We start from the raw sequence: 21,523 nt of genomic DNA, 5'->3' as shown, positions 1-21,523 counted from the left end.
TTAAAAGACAATAGACTGGAGACAAAACAATTAAATTCAAATGAAAGATTTATATTTGTTTACAACTTTTTCGAAAAAAGATATGCCTTCTATATACAACACTGCCGACAACACTCAGTTAGTCAATCGAATTCAGAATTTAAGCGCCACTTCTACTCCGCTTTGGGGCAAAATGAGTGTAGATCAAATGTGTGAACACTGTATTGCTGCCATAAATGTAGCGTTTGGAAAACAAGATTTAACAATCAGTTTCCCAATGCGATTGTTGGGTCGCCTCTTAAAAAACAAAGCTTTTAACAGTGACTTTGGAAAAAATAGTCCCACGGCAAAAGAATTCCGTATCACTTCCCATTCAGATTTTGAAAAAAGCCGAGACCAACTTATAGCATGTGTTCAAGAATTTGCCAAAGGAACTTCGGTCATTACGGTAATGCAGCATCCGTTTTGGGGAAAGATGAGTTTTGAGGATTGGGACAAATTAATGTACAGACACCTAGACCATCATTTGAGACAGTTTGGGGTGTAACCGAAAAGTGTCTTAATTTGCAGGGATGGCGTGAGGGATAGGAGCGGCATCCTCTTGGGGCGGGGTTCGCCCCAAGAGATAGAGCGGATAGCCCGACCCCGAGGAGCAGGGATTTTTGGTGGAGCAAAGTCGTGTGCCTCGGGGTCACGCCCAAATAACTATAAGGATGTATCACTTGATTCGTGTCCTATTATTTAATTTGTACCTTTGCGCGATATAAAATACTACAATGAGAATTGATATTATTACCGTTTTACCTGAATTATTGAGAAGTCCTTTTGAGGCTTCGATTATGAAACGTGCTATCGACAAGGGGTTGGTGGAAGTGCATTTTCACAACTTGAGAGACTATACGACGAACAAACAAAAAAGTGTAGACGATTATCCTTTTGGCGGAGGCGCGGGTATGGTGATGACTGTCCAACCGATTGATGCTTGTATCACGCATTTGAAGAGCGAGAGAACCTACGACGAAATCATTTATATGTCGCCCGACGGAGACACGCTGAACCAAAAAATGGCCAATACGATGTCGATGTATGAAAACATTATTATTTTGTGTGGGCATTATAAAGGTGTCGATCAAAGAGTAAGGGATCATTTTATTACCAAAGAAATTTCTATTGGCGATTATGTGTTATCTGGAGGCGAATTGGGCGCTTTGGTTTTGTGCGATGCCTTGATTCGATTGATTCCAGGGGTTTTGAGTGATGAAACCTCGGCTTTGACCGATAGTTTTCAGGACGGATTGTTGTCGGGCCCCATTTATACAAGACCTGCCGATTACAAAGGCTGGAAAGTTCCCGAGGTATTGTTGAGTGGGCATTTTGCAAAAATTGACAAATGGCGAGAAGAGCAAGCCCTGCAACATACTAAAAACAGAAGACCCGATTTATTGGAGGAGTAGCCCCCTAACCCCCAAAGGGGAATAAAAACAAAGCTTTTTTAAAATGCAACCTAGTAAAATTCAGTGTTTTGCAACTATAAAATGGAATTTGGATTTTTTTTATTGGAATTTAATTAATTACATTTTTTTGTTTACATTTGCACCCGAATTAGACCAACCTCTGGCGAAAACCGTGTATGTTGCTTTAAATAAAACTTTTATATATTATTATCATGGCAGATTTATTGAAATTCGTACAAGACGAATTCGTAGCTAAAAAAGATTTCCCTGAATTCGGAGCTGGTGATACTATCACAGTATACTACGAAATTAAAGAGGGTGAAAAAACAAGAACTCAGTTCTTCAAAGGTGTTGTTATCCAAAGAAGAGGTTCTGGAAACACTGAAACTTTTACCATCCGTAAAATGTCAGGTTCTGTTGGAGTAGAGCGTATTTTCCCAGTGAACTTACCAGCTTTACAAAAAATCGAAATCAACAAAAAAGGTCACGTTCGTAGAGCTAGAATTTTCTACTTTAGAGAACTTACTGGTAAAAAAGCAAAAATCAAAGACAAAAGAAGATAGTCTTTTTACCCTAATAAGTCAAAATCCCGAGTCATCGGGATTTTTTTTTGCACCATATCCCCGTTTTTATTATGAAATTACAAAATTAGAAGGGCAAAAAATATCGATTTCGTAAAATCACAAAATAGATTCCAAAAACGATTTATTTCCGTTGAAATCCGAAAGTAATTCTCACTGATTTCATATATTTGTCGACCTTATTTATTGCACTTTTTGCAAACTAAGTCAGACAAAGTAGTGATTTCGATTAATAAAAAGCAAAATGACACAAAAATCTAAAATTTTTTACACCCTTACGGATGAAGCGCCACTTTTGGCTACTTATTCATTTTTACCCATAGTACAAGCATTTACTGCAACCTCAAACATTGAAATTGAAACGCGAGACATTTCTTTAGCCGGAAGAATTTTAGCCAACTTTCCAGAAGCGCTAAAAGAAGACCAAAAAACTTCAGATGCTTTGGCTGAATTGGGACAATTGGCAACTACTCCAGAAGCTAATATCATCAAACTTCCGAATATCTCTGCCTCAGTTCCTCAGTTGAAAGCCGCTATTGCTGAATTGCAAGCACATGGTTATGCTGTACCCAACTTCCCTGAAGACCCACAAACCGAAGCAGAAAAAAACAACAAAGCCAAATACGCCAAAGTGTTAGGATCTGCGGTGAATCCTGTGTTACGTGAAGGTAACTCTGATCGTAGAGCGCCGAAAGCGGTGAAAAATTACGCCAAAGACAACCCTCATTCCATGGGCACTTGGACAGCTGATTCTAAGACGTATGTAGCCTCTATGGAACAAGGTGATTTTTACGGAAGTGAACAATCGGTTACTGTTAGTGAAGGAACTGATGTAAAAATTGAATTCGTAGCAGCTGACGGATCCACTACAGTGCTAAAAGCCAGCACTCCATTGAAAGCAGGAGAAATCATCGACAGTTCGGTTATGAACATTACTGCTTTAAAAAGTTTTGTAGCCCAAACCATTGCAGAAGCAAAAGCACAAAACATCTTACTGTCTGTGCACTTAAAAGCCACCATGATGAAGGTATCCGATCCTATCATTTTTGGAGCTATTGTTGAAGTGTATTTTGCTGATGTTTTTGAAAAATATGCAACACTTTTCAATGAATTAAATATTGATACTCGTAACGGTTTAGGAGACGTTTACGCAAAAATAGCCGGACATCCTCAACAAGCAGAAGTAGAAGCTGCCATTGATGCTGCTATTGCTAATGGTCCTGCTTTGGCCATGGTGAATTCAGATAAAGGCATCACCAACCTTCATGTTCCCTCCGATGTAATTGTAGATGCCTCTATGCCTGCCATGATTCGTACTTCGGGACAAATGTGGAACAAAGAAGGAAAACTTCAAGATACTGTAGCCATTATACCCGATCGTTGTTATGCGGGAGTATATACTGCTACTATTGATTTTTGCAAAAAACACGGCGCTTTTAACCCTGCTACTATGGGAAGCGTTCCCAATGTAGGCTTAATGGCGCAAAAAGCAGAAGAATATGGTTCACACGATAAAACTTTCCAAATGCAAGGTGAAGGTGTTGTTCGTGTGGTAACTACAGACGGTACCGTCTTGATGGAACAAAAAGTGGCTAAAAATGACATTTTCAGAATGTGCCAAGCCAAAGACGCTCCAATTCAAGACTGGGTAAAACTAGCCGTAAACAGAGCGCGTTTATCAGCCACTCCAGCAGTTTTCTGGTTAGATCACAACAGAGCACACGACAGCCAATTGATTCAAAAAGTAGAAAAATATTTAAAAGATCACGATACAACAGGATTAGATATTCGCATTCTAAGCCCTATCGAAGCAACTAATTTTACTTTAGAGCGCATCATCAAAGGATTAGATACCATTTCAGTAACCGGAAATGTACTACGTGATTACTTAACCGATTTATTCCCAATCTTAGAAGTTGGAACTTCAGCCAAAATGCTTTCTATCGTTCCATTGATGAATGGCGGTGGTTTATTTGAAACTGGCGCAGGAGGTTCTGCTCCAAAACACGTAGAGCAATTTATCGAAGAAGGCTATTTACGTTGGGATTCTCTTGGTGAATTCTTGGCTTTGGGCGCTTCATTAGAACATTTAGGACAAACATTAAACAATTCAAAAGCGATTGTTTTAGCAGAAGCCTTGGATGTAGCTACCGAAAAATTCTTAGCCAACGACAAATCGCCTTCGAGAAAAGTAGGCGGAATTGATAATAGAGGCTCTCATTTCTACTTAGCGATGTATTGGGCTGAAGCTTTAGCCGCTCAAGATAAAGATGCTGATTTAAAAGCGATTTTCTCACCTATTGCAACTGAATTTATTGCTAATGAATCACAAATCAACGGCGAACTAATTAGTGCTCAAGGAAAACCGCAAACTATCGGCGGCTACTACCAACCGAATCCAGAATTAACAAGTCATGCTATGCGTCCTAGTACAACGTTTAACGCTATATTAGCAAGAATTAAGTAGCTAAAAGCATAAAAATCACACTATTTAAAGGCAACTCCGAGGGGTTGCCTTTTTTTTATTAACCTTAGATTAACAATTGTAAACTAGTATTTAACTAATTTTTTCACCTACTTTGCACTACAAAATAACGATCATGATTCATTTGCAAAGACTAGTTTACATTTCCATGTTACTGTTATGGGTTGGACAAAGTAACGCGCAAGTTAGCTCGACTGCTTCAACTGCTGACAAATTCACGCTGAGCGGCGTCATTTCTGATGCCAATAGCAACGAAACCTTAATCGGGGTAAATATCACCTTTCCCGAACTAAAAACGGGTGTGACTACCAACGAATACGGATTTTATTCTATTACCTTACCAAAAGGGCAACACCAAATTATAATTTCGTCTTTAGGGTATCAAACGCTATCTACCCAAGTAAACCTGACTGCCAACACCAAAAGCAATTGGCAACTTTCTCCAACTGATACGGTCTTAGAAGAAGTGATCATCACTGACAATCGAACCAAATCGGAAATTAAAAAACCCGAAATGAGTGTCAACAAACTCTCCGTAGCAACCATCAAAAAAATGCCTGTAGTCCTTGGTGAAACGGATATTTTAAAATCGATTTTATTACTACCAGGAGTTACCAATGCAGGCGAAGGCGCCTCAGGCTTTAACGTTCGTGGTGGTGGGGCCGATCAAAATCTGATTCTTCTAGACGAGGCTACCATTTTCAACTCTTCTCACGTTTTTGGATTTTTCTCTGTTTTTAATCCCGATGCTATTAAAGATTTAAAACTCTACAAAGGAGGTATTCCTTCGCGTTTTGGAGGGAGAGCGTCCTCAGTTTTAGACATCTATCAAAAGGATGGGAATAGCAAAAAATTCCACATGAATGGCGGGATTGGACTAATTGCTAGCCGCCTTTTGGCAGAAGGGCCACTAGTGAAAGACAAAGGTTCTTTCTTGATTGGAGGTCGTACCTCTTATGCGCATTTATTTCTAAAGTTATCTCCTGAACAGAGAGACAATTCAGCTTATTTTTATGATTTGAATGCTAAGTTAAATTATAAACTGACTGAAAATGACAACCTGTATTTTTCAGGTTATTTTGGACGCGACGTTTTTAGTTTAAGCTCTAGCTTTACTAATATTTATGGAAACTCCACCCTTAACTTACGTTGGAATCATTTGTTCTCCGATAAATTATTCTCCAATTTATCGCTAATCTACAGTGATTACTATTACGGTTTAAAACTTGATTTTGTAGGTTTCAAATGGGATTCCGGGATTAAAAACTACAACATCAAATACGACTTCAAAAATTATATCTCCGAAGGCTTCAAACTCAATTATGGCGTGAATGCGTTGTATTACGATTTCAACCCCGGAACTATTATCCCATCCAACGAAACTTCCGGAATCAATCCCGCGCAATTGGATAAAAAATACGCTTTGGAACCCGCTATTTACATTAGTACCGATCATGATCTAAGCAATAAATTAAGCCTGTCTTATGGCTTGCGTTATAGTTTGTTCTACAGATTAGGACGATCCACGGTGAATGTATACGCAGATAACAATCCGGTGCTATTCAACGAGCAATTACAATTGTACGAAAAAGCAACACCAATTGGCACTGAATTTTTCGGCAAAAATGATGTTATCCAAAGTTTTAATTATTTAGAACCGCGTTTCGCTGCGGCCTATCAATTGAACGATGACGAATCCATCAAGGCGAGCTACAACCGCATGGTACAATATTTACAATTGGTTTCGAATACCTCTTCACCGACACCTTTAGACGTATGGACGCCTAGCGATAATTTCATCAAACCACAATTAGCCGATCAAGTAGCCTTAGGTTATTTTAAAAATTTTAGCGAAGGTAAATATGCACTCGAAGTGGAAACCTATTACAAAAAAATCAAAAATCGTATCGACTACATTGACGGTGCCGAGCTAATTGCCAACGATGCTTTAGAACAAGTCATTTTGAACGGGCAAATGCGTGCTTATGGTGTTGAATTTTTACTTAGAAAAAATGAAGGCAAACTCAATGGATGGATTTCCTATACACTCTCCAAATCCGAACAACAAACCCCAGGTAGAAACGCAAATGAAACCGGAATCAACAACGGTCAATGGTATAATTCGGTCTACGACAAACTTCACAATCTAGCCGTAACAAGTTCGTATACTTTGAATGAAAAATGGACTTTTGGTGCCAATTTCACTTTCCAAACCGGGCAACCTGTAACTTACCCTGAAGGACAATATGAATTTGAAGACATCATAGTACCAAGTTATGGTCTGCGTAATGCCAATCGCTTGCCCTCCTATCACCATTTAGACATTGCCGCTACTTTGACTCCAAGAAAAAACAACAACCGAAACTATAAAACAGAATGGGTTTTTAGTATTTATAACCTGTACAACCGCCGCAATGCCGCCTCGATCAACTTTAGACAAAACATTGATACAGGCCTTAATGAAGCCGTGCGAACCTCCATTTTTGGGATAGTACCAGCGGTAAGTTATAACTTCAAATTTTAAATGCCATGAAAAAGTTATCTTTATTATTCCTCTTTATAGTTGCACTTGTTTTCGTGAGCTGCGAAGACGTAATCGATGTTGATCTCAACAATGCTCCTCCGAAATTAGTGATTCAGGCCACTATAAACTGGCAAAAAGGAACTAGCGGGAATCAACAAAAAATAAAACTGACCACAACGGCTGATTATTTTAGCAATGTCATCCCTACGGTTTCTGGCGCAGTGGTAACCGTGACCAATAGCAACAATACCGTGTTTACGTTTTCAGAAATCCCAAATACAGGGGAGTATATTTGTTCTAATTTCCTTCCTGTACTTAATGAAACCTATACGCTCAAAGTAATCAGTAAGGGACAAACTTACACGGCTACCGAAACACTACAACCGGTAGCGCCTATTACGAGAATTGAACAAAAAAATGAAGGCGGTTTTTCTGGAGATCAAATAGAAATTAAAACCTTTTATAACGACCCCGCTGCTGTGCCGAATTATTATTTATATAAGTTCACCTACTCTAATCAAGCCAAAGCGAATGTGTATGTGGATCGAGATGAATTCTTTGATGGCAATGAATTTTTTAGCCTTTCGCGAAATGACGAACTTAAAAAAGGTGATAATATCAAAGTGGCGCATTATGGCATTTCTAAAGCCTATTACAATTATATGAGTATCTTGGTCAGTATTTCTGGCAATACCGGAGGAGGGCCCTTCCAAACCCCACCAGCAACCGTTAGAGGAAATATTGTCAACACCACAGATAAAGCTAATTTTCCTTTAGGCTTTTTTGCCCTAAGTGAAATTGATGTAAGAGACTATACGGTTCAATAAATATTGCTTTGCGTCCTGCCAATAGGTATTTTTTTCATCTACTTAAAAACCAAAAACAATCGTTTACACAACGACTAATAGGCAAACTACAACTTTTGTAACTTTGTTCCGTATTTTTTAATTCAAAAACTGAGACATGTCTTCACACCATATTGTTCGCGACGACCAAGAACCTGCTTTAATCATTGCTAATGGCGCTTCTTGTCAACCCGAATTACTCGGGCAACTTCTTGAATGGTCACCCTTAGTTATTGTATTGGATTCGGCCATAGAGAGAGTCATGGCACTGAACATCAAAGTGGATGTGATATTAGGAGATTTCGACAGAAATTTTGACCCATACTTATACCAATCCCAACAATACCCCTTAGAAATTATCCACACACCGGATCAAAACAAAACTGACTTACAAAAAGCTCTAGATTATTTAATTGAGAAAAATCACAAAGCAGTTAATGTTATTTGGGCCACTGGAAAACGCATAGATCATACCTTACACAATTTAACCATAGCCGCTTCATACCAGGAACAACTAAAAATTGTTTTTTTGGACGACCACTCTAAGGCTTTTTTGTTGCCTAAAAAGTTTCAAAAATGGTATGCAAAAGACACCATTATTTCTTTAATTCCCATCGGAACAACCAAGAACATAAGCACTCAAAACTTATTTTATCCGCTACAAAATGAAGACCTACAGCTCGGTTATCGCACTAGCAGCAGCAATCATGTTGCCGAAGATGGAATTGTCTCTATAGAATTTGATGCAGGTGATTTGATTCTTATAGAAAGTATGGATTGAGAATACGCTTTATATTTAACTATGATTGCGTATATGTATGTACACTGTTTTGAGCTGATGGTAAATAATTCACTCCAAACCAACAAATAAGTAACACTAAAAATGCTGAAGCCAAAATGAGCATTGCTTTTTTGTCTTCTCTTGGATGGTAAAAACGGTAATGTATATAAAGAATATAGCCAATCCAAGTAAGCAAGGCCCAAGTTTCTTTGGGATCCCAAGTCCAGTAATGACCCCAAGCTTCTTTTGCCCAGAGTGCCCCAAATAACAAACCTAAAGTTAAAAATGCAGTGCCTATATACACTAAATTATCTGCCATTTGAATACCAGCTACTGAGGGTTTGAACCATTCTTTGAAAGCTACTAAACAAGAAACCCCAAGTACTGCATAAGAAAACAAATAAACAATTACATGTGGCACAAACCATGGACTCTGTAATGCTGGCATTAAGGTTTTGGAGTACAAATCTGGATGCAAATAATTCAGCGTCAAAAACAAAAATGCCATTACGATGGTGTAAAACAAAATCCAAATGTAATTCCATCTCCAATAAAAAATCAGACCAATACATGGCAAAAACAGCGCATACCAAAGACGTGTTTCACCTAAAGTGCGTAAAGGTGGCCGTTCTAACTCACTCCATAAATACATAATGAATACTATATTGACAAGGATAGCCAACACATTGAATAGCAACCCTAACTTTAAGCATATCGACTTGCTTCGCAGTGAAAGCAACAAAAAGAGAAGAGCAAATAACCATAAAAAGCTACTTCCAAAGTAAAATGAGTTATAATCAATCATTTGTTTTAGTTTTAACATTTCCAATAAAGAATAGATACACTGATCCTCCTATCATCATAAAAACCCCAAGATAAACTAATGGTAACCAAGGATCTTTTACTAATTCAATCGTAGAAGTTGAAGAGTATTTACCAAAACGTTCATTATAACTCAATTGATATAATCTCCAACCCATGACTTCAAAAGGCTTATTCACTTCTAAAACTGTAGAGTACTCTTTTTTATCTACGGTGAAAATTTTAATTTTAGAACTGAATTTCTTAGGCTCAGGTCGAGTGAGCACGAGATAATGATGATTGTCTAAGGGAAGGGATTGTTGATCATACAAAAAAGTTCCAGAGGCCAACCATCCCGTTTTTTTTAATCCCGTTTTTTTATTAGTTACCTTTACAAAAACGGCCGAAGTAGCCCCTTCCTGGTTTACTGGCTTATAAACATCATTAAACAAAACTGCATCCGGAAGATATTGTACAACTTCTACCTCATAATCTTTTTCAAGTGCTACTTGTAGCCCCTCTTTTACTAAATATAAATTTCTACCTTTTTGAGTGAGAAGCTCTCCTTTTGAGTTAATTAATGCTAATTTTGGTGCGAATTCTTCCATTACAAAATCCTCCAAAACTATTGCAATGGGCATGACCACAGCCTTATTATCCCCATCGGTAGCTACCCATGCTATTTTGTTCTCTTTAAGCTCCATGGTGTATCGTATTAAATCTCCAGAACCTAACACACCTGCAATCAAAGCTAAATACAATCCCAAATGGTTGGCAAGGAATCCCAAATTGGCTTTAAAATTATAAGCAACACGCTTAATGCTTACCATAAGCAAACAAGTAGAAAAAAAGAATATTATTCCTAAAAAATACCATGTTTGCGTAATGGTATGCAATCCCAATTCGCGAATAATAGCTGAATTGGCAATTGGTTGCTGAGGTATCGTTCCCAAAAGCATGGTTACCAATAATAATAAGAGTATCGAGACCATAGATGCCGGTACTCGTGTTAGCCATCGGACCCATCTTGTGTTTTTAAAGCATACAAAACAAGCCACACAACCTATTATATGGATTCCTAGTACTACAAGATTATAAGGCCATTGCAAACTCAAGGATACAGCATCACCTAATACAACTTGTAGCAATATACCCAACAACAAAATGGTAGTTCCTATAATAAATGAAGTTTTATACCCCCATGACCCGTCGGTTTTGGCTTTATTTCCCATATTTGCTTTCACGTACTGCCGCTTTTTTATCCCAGGTAGGCACTATTTCTTTTTTCCATTTGGCTTTATCGGCACGAAGTTTATCCATATTCAAACCTAAATACTGTTGAGCTTTGGCTTTAGTTGAAATATCTGGCATTGTTACTGCCTCTTTTTTGCCTAAACTAGCTAATAAACGAGCTAATTTTACACGAGCATCGATTGCAATTGCCAGTGCAGATGACACAGTTCTTCCAATTTCAACTGGCGCGTGGAAAGAAGCTCCATGACCTGCTGTAGCATAATCCCATCTCCATTGCGCATGGCGAATATCCAACAATATGCTTTTCATTTGTGCTTCAGTAGCACCAAGTTTCCAGGCTTCACCAGCTTCAATATGTGCTTTCACCAAGTTATCTTCTAACGAATTCACATTTTCTTTGATACTTTTTTGACGCATGTAAACGTCCTCAACAAGAGAACTTGCTTCATCGCGATGACATACTTGACAAGAATTTTGAATATTATTCAATGGTGATTGCAAATGGTGGTCAGTAAACTTGGTCCCTCCTTCTGTTTTGTAAGGCATATGACAATCTGCACAAGACACACCTTTTTTAGCGTGAATCCCCACAGTAAACGTTTCATAATCCGGATGCTGTGCCTTTAACATTTTGGCCTTACTTATCGGATGCACCCAGTCTTTAAAGTCTTTTTCATCATAATATTTTTCAATATCTTCTGCACGCATCCCTTTTTGCCATGGGAAAGTCAAATACGGTACTTTTGGATTTTCTACTGTTTTTTTATCAAAGTAATATTCTACGTGACATTGAGCACAAACTAAAGAACGCATTTCGTTGTGTGTTGCTTTAGAAATGTCTTTGCCCGCATTTTTAAAAGCCTCAACTAATGCTGGCCGGGTGATGGTCAAGTTCATAGTTTTAGGATCATGACAATCAGCACATCCAATTGGATTTACAATTTCATGTCCTAAATTCTCAAAAGAAGTCTTATAAAAATTAGCCACTCCCTTTTCTTTCATTACTCTCGGCACGTCAGGACTTTTACAAGTCCAACAAGTTCCCGGCAATCCTTTGGTAGTATCACCTGGATATAAACTTCCAGAACGCAGTGTATTACGAACATCTTGAACAGCATAAGCGTGCCCGCGCCCTTGATTGTAATCTTTAGCAAAAGCATAACCTGCCCATAGAATCACTAATTTAGGATCATCTTCTAATTCATCTATCATTGCGTTACCATTGTACATACTTCTAAACGAAGTATCAGTAGTAGCCATATAACTTTCATATTGTTGCGGAAATTGATCCCCCCAAACGGCATTTCTTGGGTCGTTAGGATTAATATCTTTTTTCTGTAAACCTGCATAAGTAGATTCATATTTTCTCTCAATAATTGATGAAGCAATGATGCCCAACACAAAAACAATGAGAATTGTACCAATTAGAAATGACCAATTTCTAATATTTCTTTTTTTAATAGGATCCATTTGAATTATTTTTTTGTATGATTTGATTCAGTTGATTGTAATTGTTCCTCAAGCCATTTTGGCATTTTAGCATCATTAACGTCTAACTTTTTACTAAACATTGCTGAAGAAGATAAACTTTTGGTTCTACCATGTGGTACTTCACGATGACAGTCCCAACATTTTCTATCGGTACGATGAACATCGTAATCTGCCATTAAACTGGACTGTTTGGGGTTCTTTAATTGTCTATCATGACAACGAATGCAATTTTGTTTTACCACTTTCTGCCCAGGTTCGTGCATAATGATTGCCTCGGGTTCAGTTCTTGTTGTAAAAACAAAGGAATGATACATCCCATCTTTAGCTTTGAAAAAATATTTATTCAATACATTATTATGAGGGACATGACAATCGTTACACGTTGCTTTTTTGGCATGAGAAGACACCAACCAAGTCGCATATTCTGTATTCATAACATGACAGTTAATACAGGCCTTAGGGTCATCAGAAGCATACGAAGCAACATTTCCAATTTTCAACATATACAACCCTAAACCTATCACTATCCCTATAAGCAGCAATACAGCAGGGCGCCATTCTGGAGGAGGATACATTCTTCTGATCCATCTTGCTTTCATAACATTTCTTTTTTTGTAAAATAATAGACGTATTTAACATTAACAAAAATATAAAAGACAAAAAACTCTTTTTATGATAAATATCAGGAAACCAAATCTTTTAAGAAAGAAAAATCTATAAGCTAAAAACCTATCCCGCTATTTATCAGTTTATTATAAAAAAAACAAAAAAATATCCCCTTAACTATGTCATTATAATTATCAAATATTGAATTGTATTCTAACGGAACAAACCCATAAAAACTTTGTAAATTTGCATTTCAATCATTGAGCATGAAATTTCAAATTGTATCGGACTATCAACCCATGGGCGATCAACCCCAAGCTATTGAAAAATTAGCCCAGGGAATTATCGCAGGGGAACTGCATCAAACCCTTTTAGGTGTTACAGGGTCCGGTAAAACATTTACTGTTGCCAATGTAATTCAAGAAGTACAACGCCCAACGCTTGTTTTGGCTCATAACAAAACATTGGCTGCTCAGTTGTACTCAGAATTCAAACAATTTTTTCCGAATAATGCAGTAGAGTATTTTGTTTCGTATTATGATTACTATCAACCCGAGGCTTTTATGCCGGTTACAGGGGTTTTTATAGAAAAAGACCTGTCCATCAATGAAGAATTGGAAAAAATGCGATTAAGCACCACTTCTTCTTTACTATCTGGGCGTCGAGACATTATTGTAGTGGCATCCGTTTCATGCATTTATGGTATAGGAAATCCAATTGAATTTCAAAAAAATGTAATTGCGCTTCAAACCAATCAAGAAATTTCAAGAACCAAGCTATTGCATCGTTTAGTTCAAAGTTTGTATGCTAGAACCGAAGCAGAATTTACGCCAGGAAGTTTTCGGATTAAAGGCGATACGGTAGAAATCTATCCTAGCTATGCTGATGATGGATTTCGTATTCATTTTTTTGGAGATGAAATTGAAGAAATTGAAAGTTTTGACACTAAAACATCTCAAGTCGTTGAACGTTTTGAACAAATAACAATTTACCCTGCCAACATGTTTGTAACTTCACCAGATGTGTTGCAAACCGCCATTTGGGAAATCCAACAAGATTTAGTTAAACAAGTAGACTATTTTAAAGAAATAGGCAAACATCTAGAAGCAAAAAGGTTGGAAGAACGCACCAATTTTGATCTTGAAATGATTCGAGAATTAGGGTATTGTTCAGGTATTGAAAATTATTCTCGCTATTTAGACAGACGAGAGGCCGGAACCAGACCCTTTTGCTTATTGGATTATTTTCCCAAAGATTATTTGATGATTGTGGACGAAAGTCATGTAACCATTTCGCAAGTGCAAGCCATGTACGGCGGTGATCGCTCTCGCAAAGAAAATTTAGTAGAATATGGTTTCCGATTACCTGCTGCTATGGACAATCGGCCCTTGAAATTTGAAGAATTTGAAGCTTTACAAAACCAAATCATTTACGTTTCAGCGACTCCAGCGGATTATGAATTGCAACAAAGTGGCGGCGTTTATGTAGAGCAAATTATTCGCCCAACCGGTCTTTTGGATCCCATAATTGACATTCGCCCAAGTTTAAATCAAATTGATGACTTGATCGAAGAAATCCAAGTGCGATGCGAACTTGATGAAAGGGTTTTAGTAACAACTTTAACCAAAAGAATGGCGGAAGAGTTAACGAAGTACCTCACCAAAGTGTCTATTCGTTGCCGTTATGTGCATTCAGATGTAGATACGTTGGAACGAATAGAAATCATGCAAGATTTGCGAAAAGGATTGTTTGATGTATTAATTGGAGTAAATTTATTAAGAGAAGGTTTAGATCTACCAGAAGTTTCCTTAGTTGCCATATTGGATGCTGATAAAGAAGGTTTTTTGAGAAGCCATCGCTCCTTAACACAAACTATCGGGCGTGCAGCAAGAAACATCAATGGAAAAGCCATCATGTATGCCGACAAAATAACGGCGAGCATGCAAAAAACCATTGACGAAACCAATTATCGTCGTACTAAACAAATTAATTTCAATACAAAAAACAACATAGTGCCTAAAGCATTAGACAAAAAAATAGACAGTACTTTTACTAAAAACCCATTAGTAGAATTTGAATTAGGCCATACTTTAGCCAAGGCAGCAGATCCAGAAACCGCTTATTTATCGAAATCTGAAATAGAAAAAATTATTCGAGAAAAAAGAAAGAACATGGAGAAAGCAGCAAAAGAGCTAGACTTTATCCAAGCAGCAAAATTGCGAGATGAAATCAAAGTTTTACAAGACCAACTTTCTTAATTGTGTTGTTCTCGAAAAATCTTAATAATTATTTCCGGATCTATAACCACATTTGGCGATTCCTTCATAAGCTGTAAAACTCTTTTGGTAGCTTCTGGATCTAACCCCATTTCTATCGCTAGTTGTCGAATGCCAATGGCTTCATTGGTATGCAATACCCCATCACTATGCATCAATAAAGCTAAACGATAAAATTGTTGAATACGACCAAACTCAGATGCTATAGGTTTTTTAGGCAATTCTTCATGAAACATTGCTAAAAATTCTGCTCTTGAAAATCCCAATTCTTTAGCTACATGTTCTAAAAAATTCAATTCTCTTGGATGTAAAACCCCATCAACCAACGAGAAGCTAATCATTTCTAAAATCAAGCTTCTTTTTTCTTCCAAATTATCCATGCTTTTGCTATTTTTAACGAAATTATCATTTTTCGCTTGAACAACAAAATCTTATCATGCTTAAACAAACCGCCTTACAATTGTTTTTTATAGGTTTATTTTCATTGCAGGGCTTGGCTCAACACTCCACTGCTTCGCCACAAGTTAGCACTTTTACTATACAAGCTCCACAACTGAACAGCAGTAGAAAAATCTGGCTGTATTTACCTAAAAACTACACGGCCTCTACAAAAAAACACCCGGTAATCTACATGCCTGACGCCCAAAATATCTTCGATCAACAAACCTCCTTCAGTGGAGAATGGAATGTAGATGAAACGCTAGACAGCTTGAATGCCGAAGTAATCGTTGTTGGAATTGAACATGGAAATGAAAAACGCTTACAAGAACTCACTCCCTATCCTCATGAAAAATATGGTGGCGGCAAAGCCAATGACTATTTAGAATTCATAGTAAAAACCCTCAAACCCACTATAGACAAAAAATACCGTACGCATACCGATAAAAAGCACACCATGATTATCGGAAGTTCATTAGGTGGTCTTACAGCTTATTATGCTACATTACAATATCCGGAAATTTTTGGCAAGGCTGGCGTATTTTCGCCTGCTTTTTGGATCAACAAAAAAGACATTGAGCAACTCACACAACAGACCCAAAAAACACACGCTAGCTACTATTTTCTCTGCGGAGACCAAGAAGGAGAAGATGCTAGTATGGTAAACGATATGAATTACATCATTCAACTGCTTCAAAACAAAGGCCAAATATCAAAAAACAGACTAGAAAAAGTCATCATAAAAGGAGGACAACACAACGAAAAACTTTGGAAAGATGCCTTTGCTAATGCATTCTTATGGCTAGAGAAAAACTAAAACTACTATCCATTCTACAAGACAAAATCGCTAAACACATTCCTATGCATAAAGTTAAAAAAAGATAAAAAGCACATTTATTTGTTGTTTTTGCAACATTATTGATTGTTTTTGTTATTTTTTTATATTTTTACTCCTTATTTAATACCCCCAATCAAAACCTAACGCTGTATGAATTCTAAATTGGTTTATTTTAGAACGTTTCTTTTAACTTTAAGCTTGTTTCTCATTATAACTAATGCACAATCGCAGCGTTTATCAAAAAGAAAGATTGATAAAATTTTTCAAAAATCAGAGCTTTTAAAAAAGCATTTTGTAGGGTTCTCCCTCTACGATGAAAGTAAAGACAAATTGGTCTATGAATGGAATGCAGATCAAAATTTCATTCCTGCTTCAAACACCAAAATCCTTACGCTGTACACCTCGCTCGAAATGCTTGGAGACTCCATCCCTGCCTTAAAATACAAAATAAATAAAGATTCCTTGATTTTCTGGGGAACTGGAGATCCAACCTTAGGCTATGCCAACTTTAAATCGCAAAAAGTCATCAATTTTTTAAAAAATGCCAAACAAAAACTGTATTTCATTCCTAACAATTACCAAGAACCTTTTTATGGTTACGGATGGAATTATGACGACTACCAAGAATACTTTCAAGTAGAAAAAACTGCTTTTCCTGTGTCAGGCAACACTGTAGTAATCACTACCAACGACAAAGGAGAATTAGCATTTTCTCCTCCTTCATTAAGCACCTTTTTTTCCAACAAAGAAAACCATACCCTCAAAGAATTTGTAATACAGAGAAATTTATGGTCCAATGATTTTTCTATTCCAAGTAATCTAAAACCCCCAAGCAAATACTATCAGGAAATTCCATTAAAAACGAGTACAGCACTCACGCTTTCCTTACTCAAAGACAAAATAAACAGAGAAATTACACCAATAAACACGAATTACCCTGAAGATTTTCAAATTGTTTATAGCGAAAAAACCGATGATGTACTGCGACAAATGATGCTTACGAGCGACAACTTTTTAGCAGAACAGCTGTTGTTACTTTGTAGTGCCACCCTTGGAAACAAATTGAGTACCGATGTGGTTATTGCTCATTCCAAGACAAAATTCTTATCCGATATAGCACCAAAAATCCAATGGGTCGATGGTTCGGGTTTGTCTCGATTCAATTTGGTGAGCCCCAATAGTTACATTAACGTATTACAAAAAATTAAATCAAAAATTAATAATGAGGAGCGTTTACAAAGTTTGTTCCCCGCGGGAGGGCTCACAGGTACTTTAAAAAGAGCTTATCCATTACAAGATGGAAAAGCTTTTGTCTGGGCCAAAACAGGCACCTTGACCAACAATTACAACCAGAGTGGTTACCTCATCACCAAAAAAGGCAAAAAAATAATTTTCTCTTTTATGAACAACAATTTCTTACCCGATGCTTCAGAAATCAGGAAAGAAATGGTTAAAATCATCACTGAAATTCACGATACATTTTAAACTACTTAAAGATCTAATCAATATAAAATGAAACTTACCATCAGAGCCTACGAATTACAATTAAAACATACGTTTACCATTTCTAGAGAGTCTATCGATGTGCAACCTTCCTTAATTGTTGAATTGAGCGACCAAGGGTTTTCTGGATACGGAGAAGCTACCTCAAATCCGTACTACAACATCACTGTTCCAATGATGCAAGCCGATTTGGAAAAAATACGCCCTTTAATCGAAAGTGCCAAAGAGGAAACTCCTGAGCAATTTTGGGCCATGGTGCATCCGCATCTCTCACACGACATGTTTGCTTTGTGCGCCTTAGATTTGGCATACAACGATTTATACGCACGTAAAAAAGGCAAAAAATTATATGAATTATGGAATTACACCACTGATAAAAACCCTTTAACCGATTACACTATTGGTATTGCCTCTATTGATAAAATGGTGGAAAAAATGAAAGAATTGCCTTGGCCCATTTACAAAATAAAATTAGGCACAAAGGAAGATATCGAAATTGTAACCGAATTGCGCAAACACACCGATGCTGTCTTTAGAATTGATGCCAATTGTGGTTGGGGCGTTGAGGAAACCATTAACAATGCTGTAGCCCTTAAAAAATTAGGGGTTGAATTTTTAGAACAACCCATAAAAGCAGACCAATGGGAGGCGCATGCAGAAGTATTCAAGCATTCTGTTTTGCCTGTGATAGCGGACGAAAGTTGCATTATCGAATCGGATGTAGCCAGATGTTACAACCATTTTCACGGGGTCAATGTAAAATTGGTAAAATGTGGCGGTTTGACCCCTGGCAAACGAATGATTGAAGAAGCCAAAACGTTAGGCTTGAAAACCATGGTGGGTTGTATGACCGAATCCACAGTGGGTATTTCTGCCATTGCGCATTTACTCCCTCAATTGGACTATGTTGATATGGATGGTGCCCTTTTATTGGCTAAAGACATTGCAACAGGAGTAACTATCGATTATGGAAAAGTTCAGTATGCGGCATTAAATGGTACGGGAGTCACTCTTTTATAATTCTAGTATGATTGTAAATCAGTTTCCAGATCGCATCCTACAAATAGACGATAAAAAGTACCTCTATTTTGGAGGTACTGCTTATTTAGGACTTCCTACGCATGCTAAATTTCAAAAGACTGTGAATCAAAACATAAAAACATGGGGCAGTGCTTATGGAAGTTCAAGAAGTGCCAACATTCAGCTATCGGCCTATGATAAAGGAGAACAACTCTTGGCTCATTTTATTCAAAGCGAAGCTGCCGTCACAGTATCTTCGGGTATGCTAGCTGGAAAAATAATCCTAGAAATTTTACTGCAAAATAACGCCACTTGTTATCACTTTCCAAACGTGCATACTGCTTTGCAAACCAAAGACAGCCTGCCATTTTATATTAAAAACAGGATTCATCCGTCGTTAACCAACAACCAAAAAGAAACGGTAGTTTTGGTTACCGACAGCTATCCCACTTCTAGCGTCAACCCCATCGACTTAACAGCCATTGCAAACATTTCACCTTCCAAAAAAATCATTTTGGTGGTAGACGAATCGCATTCTCTAGGTATAACAGGTAACAATGGATCGGGAGAATTCTCGAATATTCAATTACCCAATATACACTCCAAAATATTGGTTGCTTCTTTAGGAAAAGCCTTAGGAGTAACTGGCGGAATCATTGCTGGGGATTGGGATTTGATTCAGGAAATCAAAAAACATCCAACATTTGTTTCTGCTGCAGGCATGAATCCAGCTTTTTTAAGTGCTTTGACTTCGTCTTTTGATTTGATTAAAAAAAGGCAAAAAAAGTTATTAAAAAATTTAAGTTTTCTAAAGTCTTTGTTACCACACGATGCCCCTGTAGCCTTTGACTCAAATTACCCCTTGATTTATCCTCATGACCCCCAATTTCATGAAAAATGTTTATCCCATAATATTGTAATTGTTAATTTCCCTTACAACACTCCCACAGGAAGTTTAAACCGAATTGTCATTACAGCCAACCACAAAAAAAAGGATTTACAACAATTAGCGAAGGTAATACTGAGTTAAAAAAAACTCCTGACATTATAACGATCAGGAGTAAATTTAACGATAAGGAGACAGCTACTAAAAATTATTTTCTACTTCAGCTGCCTCAAGCATCAAATAATGCAAATCTGTATTTTTGATAAAAGAAGGCAACAATTGACTTCCTGGTCCATACATGGCTAACTCAGTATAGTCCGCTGAGTGATCTGTACTGATCCATCCTACGGCATTTCTTTTTTTCTGAATCGAAGCCAAAGTACTTAAAGGTAAATGTCGTGGATTATAGAGTCCATCTTCAATTTTTATTGCATTGTAATAACTTAAAATCTCTTTAGCCTCGTCTTCATTTAAAATAAAATTATTAGCATATTCAACGCGTTCTATCAATTGCGCTACCGATGTTTCTCTTCCAATTCCATTTAAAATCCAATCATTGGTTTGTTTATAATGTTGAATGGTATCAAAATTAGCATTGGCATCTTTGCCATAAATGATCCCCGGATTAGCATTACCATGATCTGTGGTAATAATCACCAGAGTATTTTGATCTTTTTCAGCAAAATCCAAAGCTACTTTTACAGCTTCATCGTGTGCCACTTGATCATAAATAAGCCCGGCTACATCATTACCGTGTGCCGCCCAATCCACTTTACCCGCTTCTACTTGCAACACAAACCCTTTGGGGTTGTTTTTCATTTTATCAATAGCTCTTTGTGTCATTTCTGCCAGCGTGGGGACTTTTTCCGTCAATTCCTTACTGCTTTCTCTATCTTTCGAATAGGGTAAGCCTTCGCTATCAAAAACACCCAAAATAGGCTTGCTGTTGTTGCTTTGCCACATCTCTTTTTTGTTCTTTACCACAGTAAAGCCTTTATCTGCAAACTCTTTATAAAGATCTCTCTTATCTTTTCGAACTTCGGCTGAGAAATAATTATCCCCACCACCAAGCATCACATCAAACTTTAAGTCCATGTACAATTCTGCAATACCTTCTTGACTGTTCCTACTTTTAGAAGCGATACAAAAACCGGCTGGCGTTGCATGTGTAATGGGTACGGTAGTAACACAACCTGCCATTTTTCCGGCTTTTTTAAATTTTTGCCAAATGGGTAAATATTCTTCACCCTTTGTCCCAATATTCAAAGAACCATTTTTCACTCTAAAACCACTCCCCCAAGAGGAACTTGCCGCGGCAGAATCGGTGACAATAGATGAAGCCGAAGCCATATCCATTAAGGCACGGCTCACTTTTTTGTCTTTATACAGTTGCAACCAATGGCTTCCTTTTCCTGTTTTTCGGTTCAAATACAAATCGGTCATATTAAGTGTTCCGATACTCATCCCGTCACTAACAACAATGATGATATTTTTGGCTTTTTTATTTTTATGTAAGGTAATGAGATCTTCCTCATGAGCAACACTTTCAAAAGGTTGAAGTAATGTGGTACCCAATGCGAAAAGTGATCCTTTTTTGAAAAAATTCCTTCTATTCATAACTTTAAATTGTGATTTTGCCAAATATAAAACTTCTAAAAAGTTTTTTAGTTAAGGTTTTCTAAAGAACTCGATAACCTCAAAAAAAAAGACCATTCTCTAATCAGAATGGTCTTTTCTTTAAATATTAATTAGGAAGTAATC

Annotated in this window: 17 protein-coding genes and 1 pseudogene; 12 read left to right on the top strand and 6 right to left on the bottom strand. The window is 37.3% G+C overall.

Annotated features, from left to right (window positions below; all coding sequences use genetic code 11):
* Positions 1-40: 40 nt before the first annotated feature.
* From ACZIX2_RS06205 to ACZIX2_RS06175, 7 genes are all read left to right on the top strand, one after another.
* Positions 41-526 carry a DUF1569 domain-containing protein gene (locus ACZIX2_RS06205; protein ID WP_463339223.1) on the top strand — a complete coding sequence of 162 codons (486 nt, stop codon included), beginning with the start codon at positions 41-43 and terminating at the stop codon, positions 524-526.
* Between the two features lie 229 nt (positions 527-755).
* Entirely contained in the window at positions 756-1,433 is a 678-nt protein-coding gene (trmD, locus tag ACZIX2_RS06200; RefSeq protein ID WP_463339222.1) for a tRNA (guanosine(37)-N1)-methyltransferase TrmD, read from the top strand.
* A gap of 212 nt (positions 1,434-1,645) precedes the next feature.
* Positions 1,646-1,996, top strand: coding sequence for a 50S ribosomal protein L19 (gene rplS / locus ACZIX2_RS06195; protein ID WP_463339221.1), 351 nt, complete (start codon positions 1,646-1,648; stop codon positions 1,994-1,996).
* A 262-nt stretch (positions 1,997-2,258) separates the two neighbouring features.
* Complete coding sequence (locus ACZIX2_RS06190; RefSeq protein ID WP_463339220.1) at positions 2,259-4,481, top strand: NADP-dependent isocitrate dehydrogenase; 2,223 nt, start codon at positions 2,259-2,261, stop codon at positions 4,479-4,481.
* A gap of 166 nt (positions 4,482-4,647) precedes the next feature.
* Complete coding sequence (locus tag ACZIX2_RS06185) at positions 4,648-7,023, top strand: TonB-dependent receptor (protein ID WP_463339355.1); 2,376 nt, start codon at positions 4,648-4,650, stop codon at positions 7,021-7,023.
* 5 nt (positions 7,024-7,028) lie between these two features.
* Positions 7,029-7,850 carry a DUF4249 domain-containing protein gene (locus ACZIX2_RS06180; protein WP_463339219.1) on the top strand — a complete coding sequence of 274 codons (822 nt, stop codon included), beginning with the start codon at positions 7,029-7,031 and terminating at the stop codon, positions 7,848-7,850.
* Between the two features lie 136 nt (positions 7,851-7,986).
* Positions 7,987-8,649: a thiamine diphosphokinase gene (locus ACZIX2_RS06175; protein WP_463339218.1), complete on the top strand. Its 663-nt coding sequence runs from the start codon at positions 7,987-7,989 to the stop codon at positions 8,647-8,649.
* Positions 8,650-8,668: 19 nt separating this feature from the next.
* Here the strand turns inward: ACZIX2_RS06175 and ccsA are convergent, their stop codons facing one another.
* Genes ccsA through nrfH form a run of 4 tightly spaced genes read right to left on the bottom strand, consistent with a single transcriptional unit; the run spans position 8,669 to position 12,794 of the window.
* On the bottom strand, positions 8,669-9,454 hold the full coding sequence (gene ccsA / locus ACZIX2_RS06170) for a cytochrome c biogenesis protein CcsA (RefSeq protein ID WP_463339217.1): 786 nt from the start codon (positions 9,452-9,454) through the stop codon (positions 8,669-8,671).
* Positions 9,447-10,694, bottom strand: coding sequence for a cytochrome c biogenesis ResB family protein (locus tag ACZIX2_RS06165; protein WP_463339216.1), 1,248 nt, complete (start codon positions 10,692-10,694; stop codon positions 9,447-9,449). The genes ccsA and ACZIX2_RS06165 overlap by 8 nt, the downstream gene beginning before the upstream one ends.
* Complete coding sequence (nrfA, locus tag ACZIX2_RS06160) at positions 10,672-12,174, bottom strand: ammonia-forming cytochrome c nitrite reductase (RefSeq protein WP_463339215.1); 1,503 nt, start codon at positions 12,172-12,174, stop codon at positions 10,672-10,674. Before nrfA ends, ACZIX2_RS06165 begins: the two co-directional genes overlap by 23 nt.
* A gap of 5 nt (positions 12,175-12,179) precedes the next feature.
* Entirely contained in the window at positions 12,180-12,794 is a 615-nt protein-coding gene (nrfH, locus tag ACZIX2_RS06155) for a cytochrome c nitrite reductase small subunit (protein ID WP_463339214.1), read from the bottom strand.
* A 273-nt stretch (positions 12,795-13,067) separates the two neighbouring features.
* Here nrfH and uvrB point away from each other — a divergent pair, with 273 nt between their 5' ends.
* A complete protein-coding gene (gene uvrB, locus ACZIX2_RS06150) occupies positions 13,068-15,059 on the top strand; it encodes an excinuclease ABC subunit UvrB (RefSeq protein WP_463339213.1) in 1,992 nt (663 codons plus the stop codon).
* Here the strand turns inward: uvrB and ACZIX2_RS06145 are convergent.
* Positions 15,056-15,466 (bottom strand): annotated as a pseudogene (locus ACZIX2_RS06145) (TerB family tellurite resistance protein); the annotation flags it as partial. The gene uvrB and the pseudogene ACZIX2_RS06145 overlap by 4 nt on opposite strands.
* Before the next feature lie 47 nt (positions 15,467-15,513).
* Here ACZIX2_RS06145 and ACZIX2_RS06140 point away from each other — a divergent pair.
* From ACZIX2_RS06140 to ACZIX2_RS06125, 4 genes are all read left to right on the top strand, one after another.
* Positions 15,514-16,332, top strand: coding sequence for an alpha/beta hydrolase (locus ACZIX2_RS06140; RefSeq protein ID WP_463339212.1), 819 nt, complete (start codon positions 15,514-15,516; stop codon positions 16,330-16,332).
* 171 nt (positions 16,333-16,503) lie between these two features.
* Positions 16,504-17,838 (top strand): D-alanyl-D-alanine carboxypeptidase, encoded by a 1,335-nt coding sequence (locus ACZIX2_RS06135; protein ID WP_463339211.1) that lies wholly within the window; start codon positions 16,504-16,506, stop codon positions 17,836-17,838.
* Between the two features lie 27 nt (positions 17,839-17,865).
* The gene (locus ACZIX2_RS06130) at positions 17,866-18,876 is read left to right on the top strand and encodes a dipeptide epimerase (RefSeq protein ID WP_463339210.1); all 1,011 of its coding nucleotides are present in this window, start codon (positions 17,866-17,868) and stop codon (positions 18,874-18,876) included.
* Between the two features lie 7 nt (positions 18,877-18,883).
* A complete protein-coding gene (locus ACZIX2_RS06125) occupies positions 18,884-19,906 on the top strand; it encodes an aminotransferase class I/II-fold pyridoxal phosphate-dependent enzyme (RefSeq protein ID WP_463339209.1) in 1,023 nt (340 codons plus the stop codon).
* Positions 19,907-19,963: 57 nt separating this feature from the next.
* Here the strand turns inward: ACZIX2_RS06125 and ACZIX2_RS06120 are convergent, their stop codons facing one another.
* Positions 19,964-21,379: an alkaline phosphatase gene (locus ACZIX2_RS06120; RefSeq protein WP_463339208.1), complete on the bottom strand. Its 1,416-nt coding sequence runs from the start codon at positions 21,377-21,379 to the stop codon at positions 19,964-19,966.
* Between the last annotated feature and the right edge of the window lie 144 nt (positions 21,380-21,523).

The sequence above is a fragment of the Flavobacterium riviphilum genome, from assembly GCF_055231795.1.
The sequence above is the reverse complement of the archived record's forward strand: the minus strand, read 5'-3'. Positions and strand labels throughout refer to the sequence as shown.

Bases quoted from the DNA above. Each gene is read 5' to 3' on its own strand.
- ACZIX2_RS06205 (WP_463339223.1), top strand. From the start codon at position 41: ATGAAAGATTTATATTTGTTTACAACTTTTTCGAAAAAAGATATGCCT.
- trmD (WP_463339222.1), top strand. From the start codon at position 756: ATGAGAATTGATATTATTACCGTTTTACCTGAATTATTGAGAAGTCCT.
- rplS (WP_463339221.1), top strand. From the start codon at position 1,646: ATGGCAGATTTATTGAAATTCGTACAAGACGAATTCGTAGCTAAAAAA.
- ACZIX2_RS06190 (WP_463339220.1), top strand. From the start codon at position 2,259: ATGACACAAAAATCTAAAATTTTTTACACCCTTACGGATGAAGCGCCA.
- ACZIX2_RS06185 (WP_463339355.1), top strand. From the start codon at position 4,648: ATGTTACTGTTATGGGTTGGACAAAGTAACGCGCAAGTTAGCTCGACT.
- ACZIX2_RS06180 (WP_463339219.1), top strand. From the start codon at position 7,029: ATGAAAAAGTTATCTTTATTATTCCTCTTTATAGTTGCACTTGTTTTC.
- ACZIX2_RS06175 (WP_463339218.1), top strand. From the start codon at position 7,987: ATGTCTTCACACCATATTGTTCGCGACGACCAAGAACCTGCTTTAATC.
- ccsA (WP_463339217.1), bottom strand. From the start codon at position 9,454: ATGATTGATTATAACTCATTTTACTTTGGAAGTAGCTTTTTATGGTTA.
- nrfA (WP_463339215.1), bottom strand. From the start codon at position 12,174: ATGGATCCTATTAAAAAAAGAAATATTAGAAATTGGTCATTTCTAATT.
- nrfH (WP_463339214.1), bottom strand. From the start codon at position 12,794: ATGAAAGCAAGATGGATCAGAAGAATGTATCCTCCTCCAGAATGGCGC.
- uvrB (WP_463339213.1), top strand. From the start codon at position 13,068: ATGAAATTTCAAATTGTATCGGACTATCAACCCATGGGCGATCAACCC.
- ACZIX2_RS06140 (WP_463339212.1), top strand. From the start codon at position 15,514: ATGCTTAAACAAACCGCCTTACAATTGTTTTTTATAGGTTTATTTTCA.
- ACZIX2_RS06135 (WP_463339211.1), top strand. From the start codon at position 16,504: ATGAATTCTAAATTGGTTTATTTTAGAACGTTTCTTTTAACTTTAAGC.
- ACZIX2_RS06130 (WP_463339210.1), top strand. From the start codon at position 17,866: ATGAAACTTACCATCAGAGCCTACGAATTACAATTAAAACATACGTTT.
- ACZIX2_RS06125 (WP_463339209.1), top strand. From the start codon at position 18,884: ATGATTGTAAATCAGTTTCCAGATCGCATCCTACAAATAGACGATAAA.
- ACZIX2_RS06120 (WP_463339208.1), bottom strand. From the start codon at position 21,379: ATGAATAGAAGGAATTTTTTCAAAAAAGGATCACTTTTCGCATTGGGT.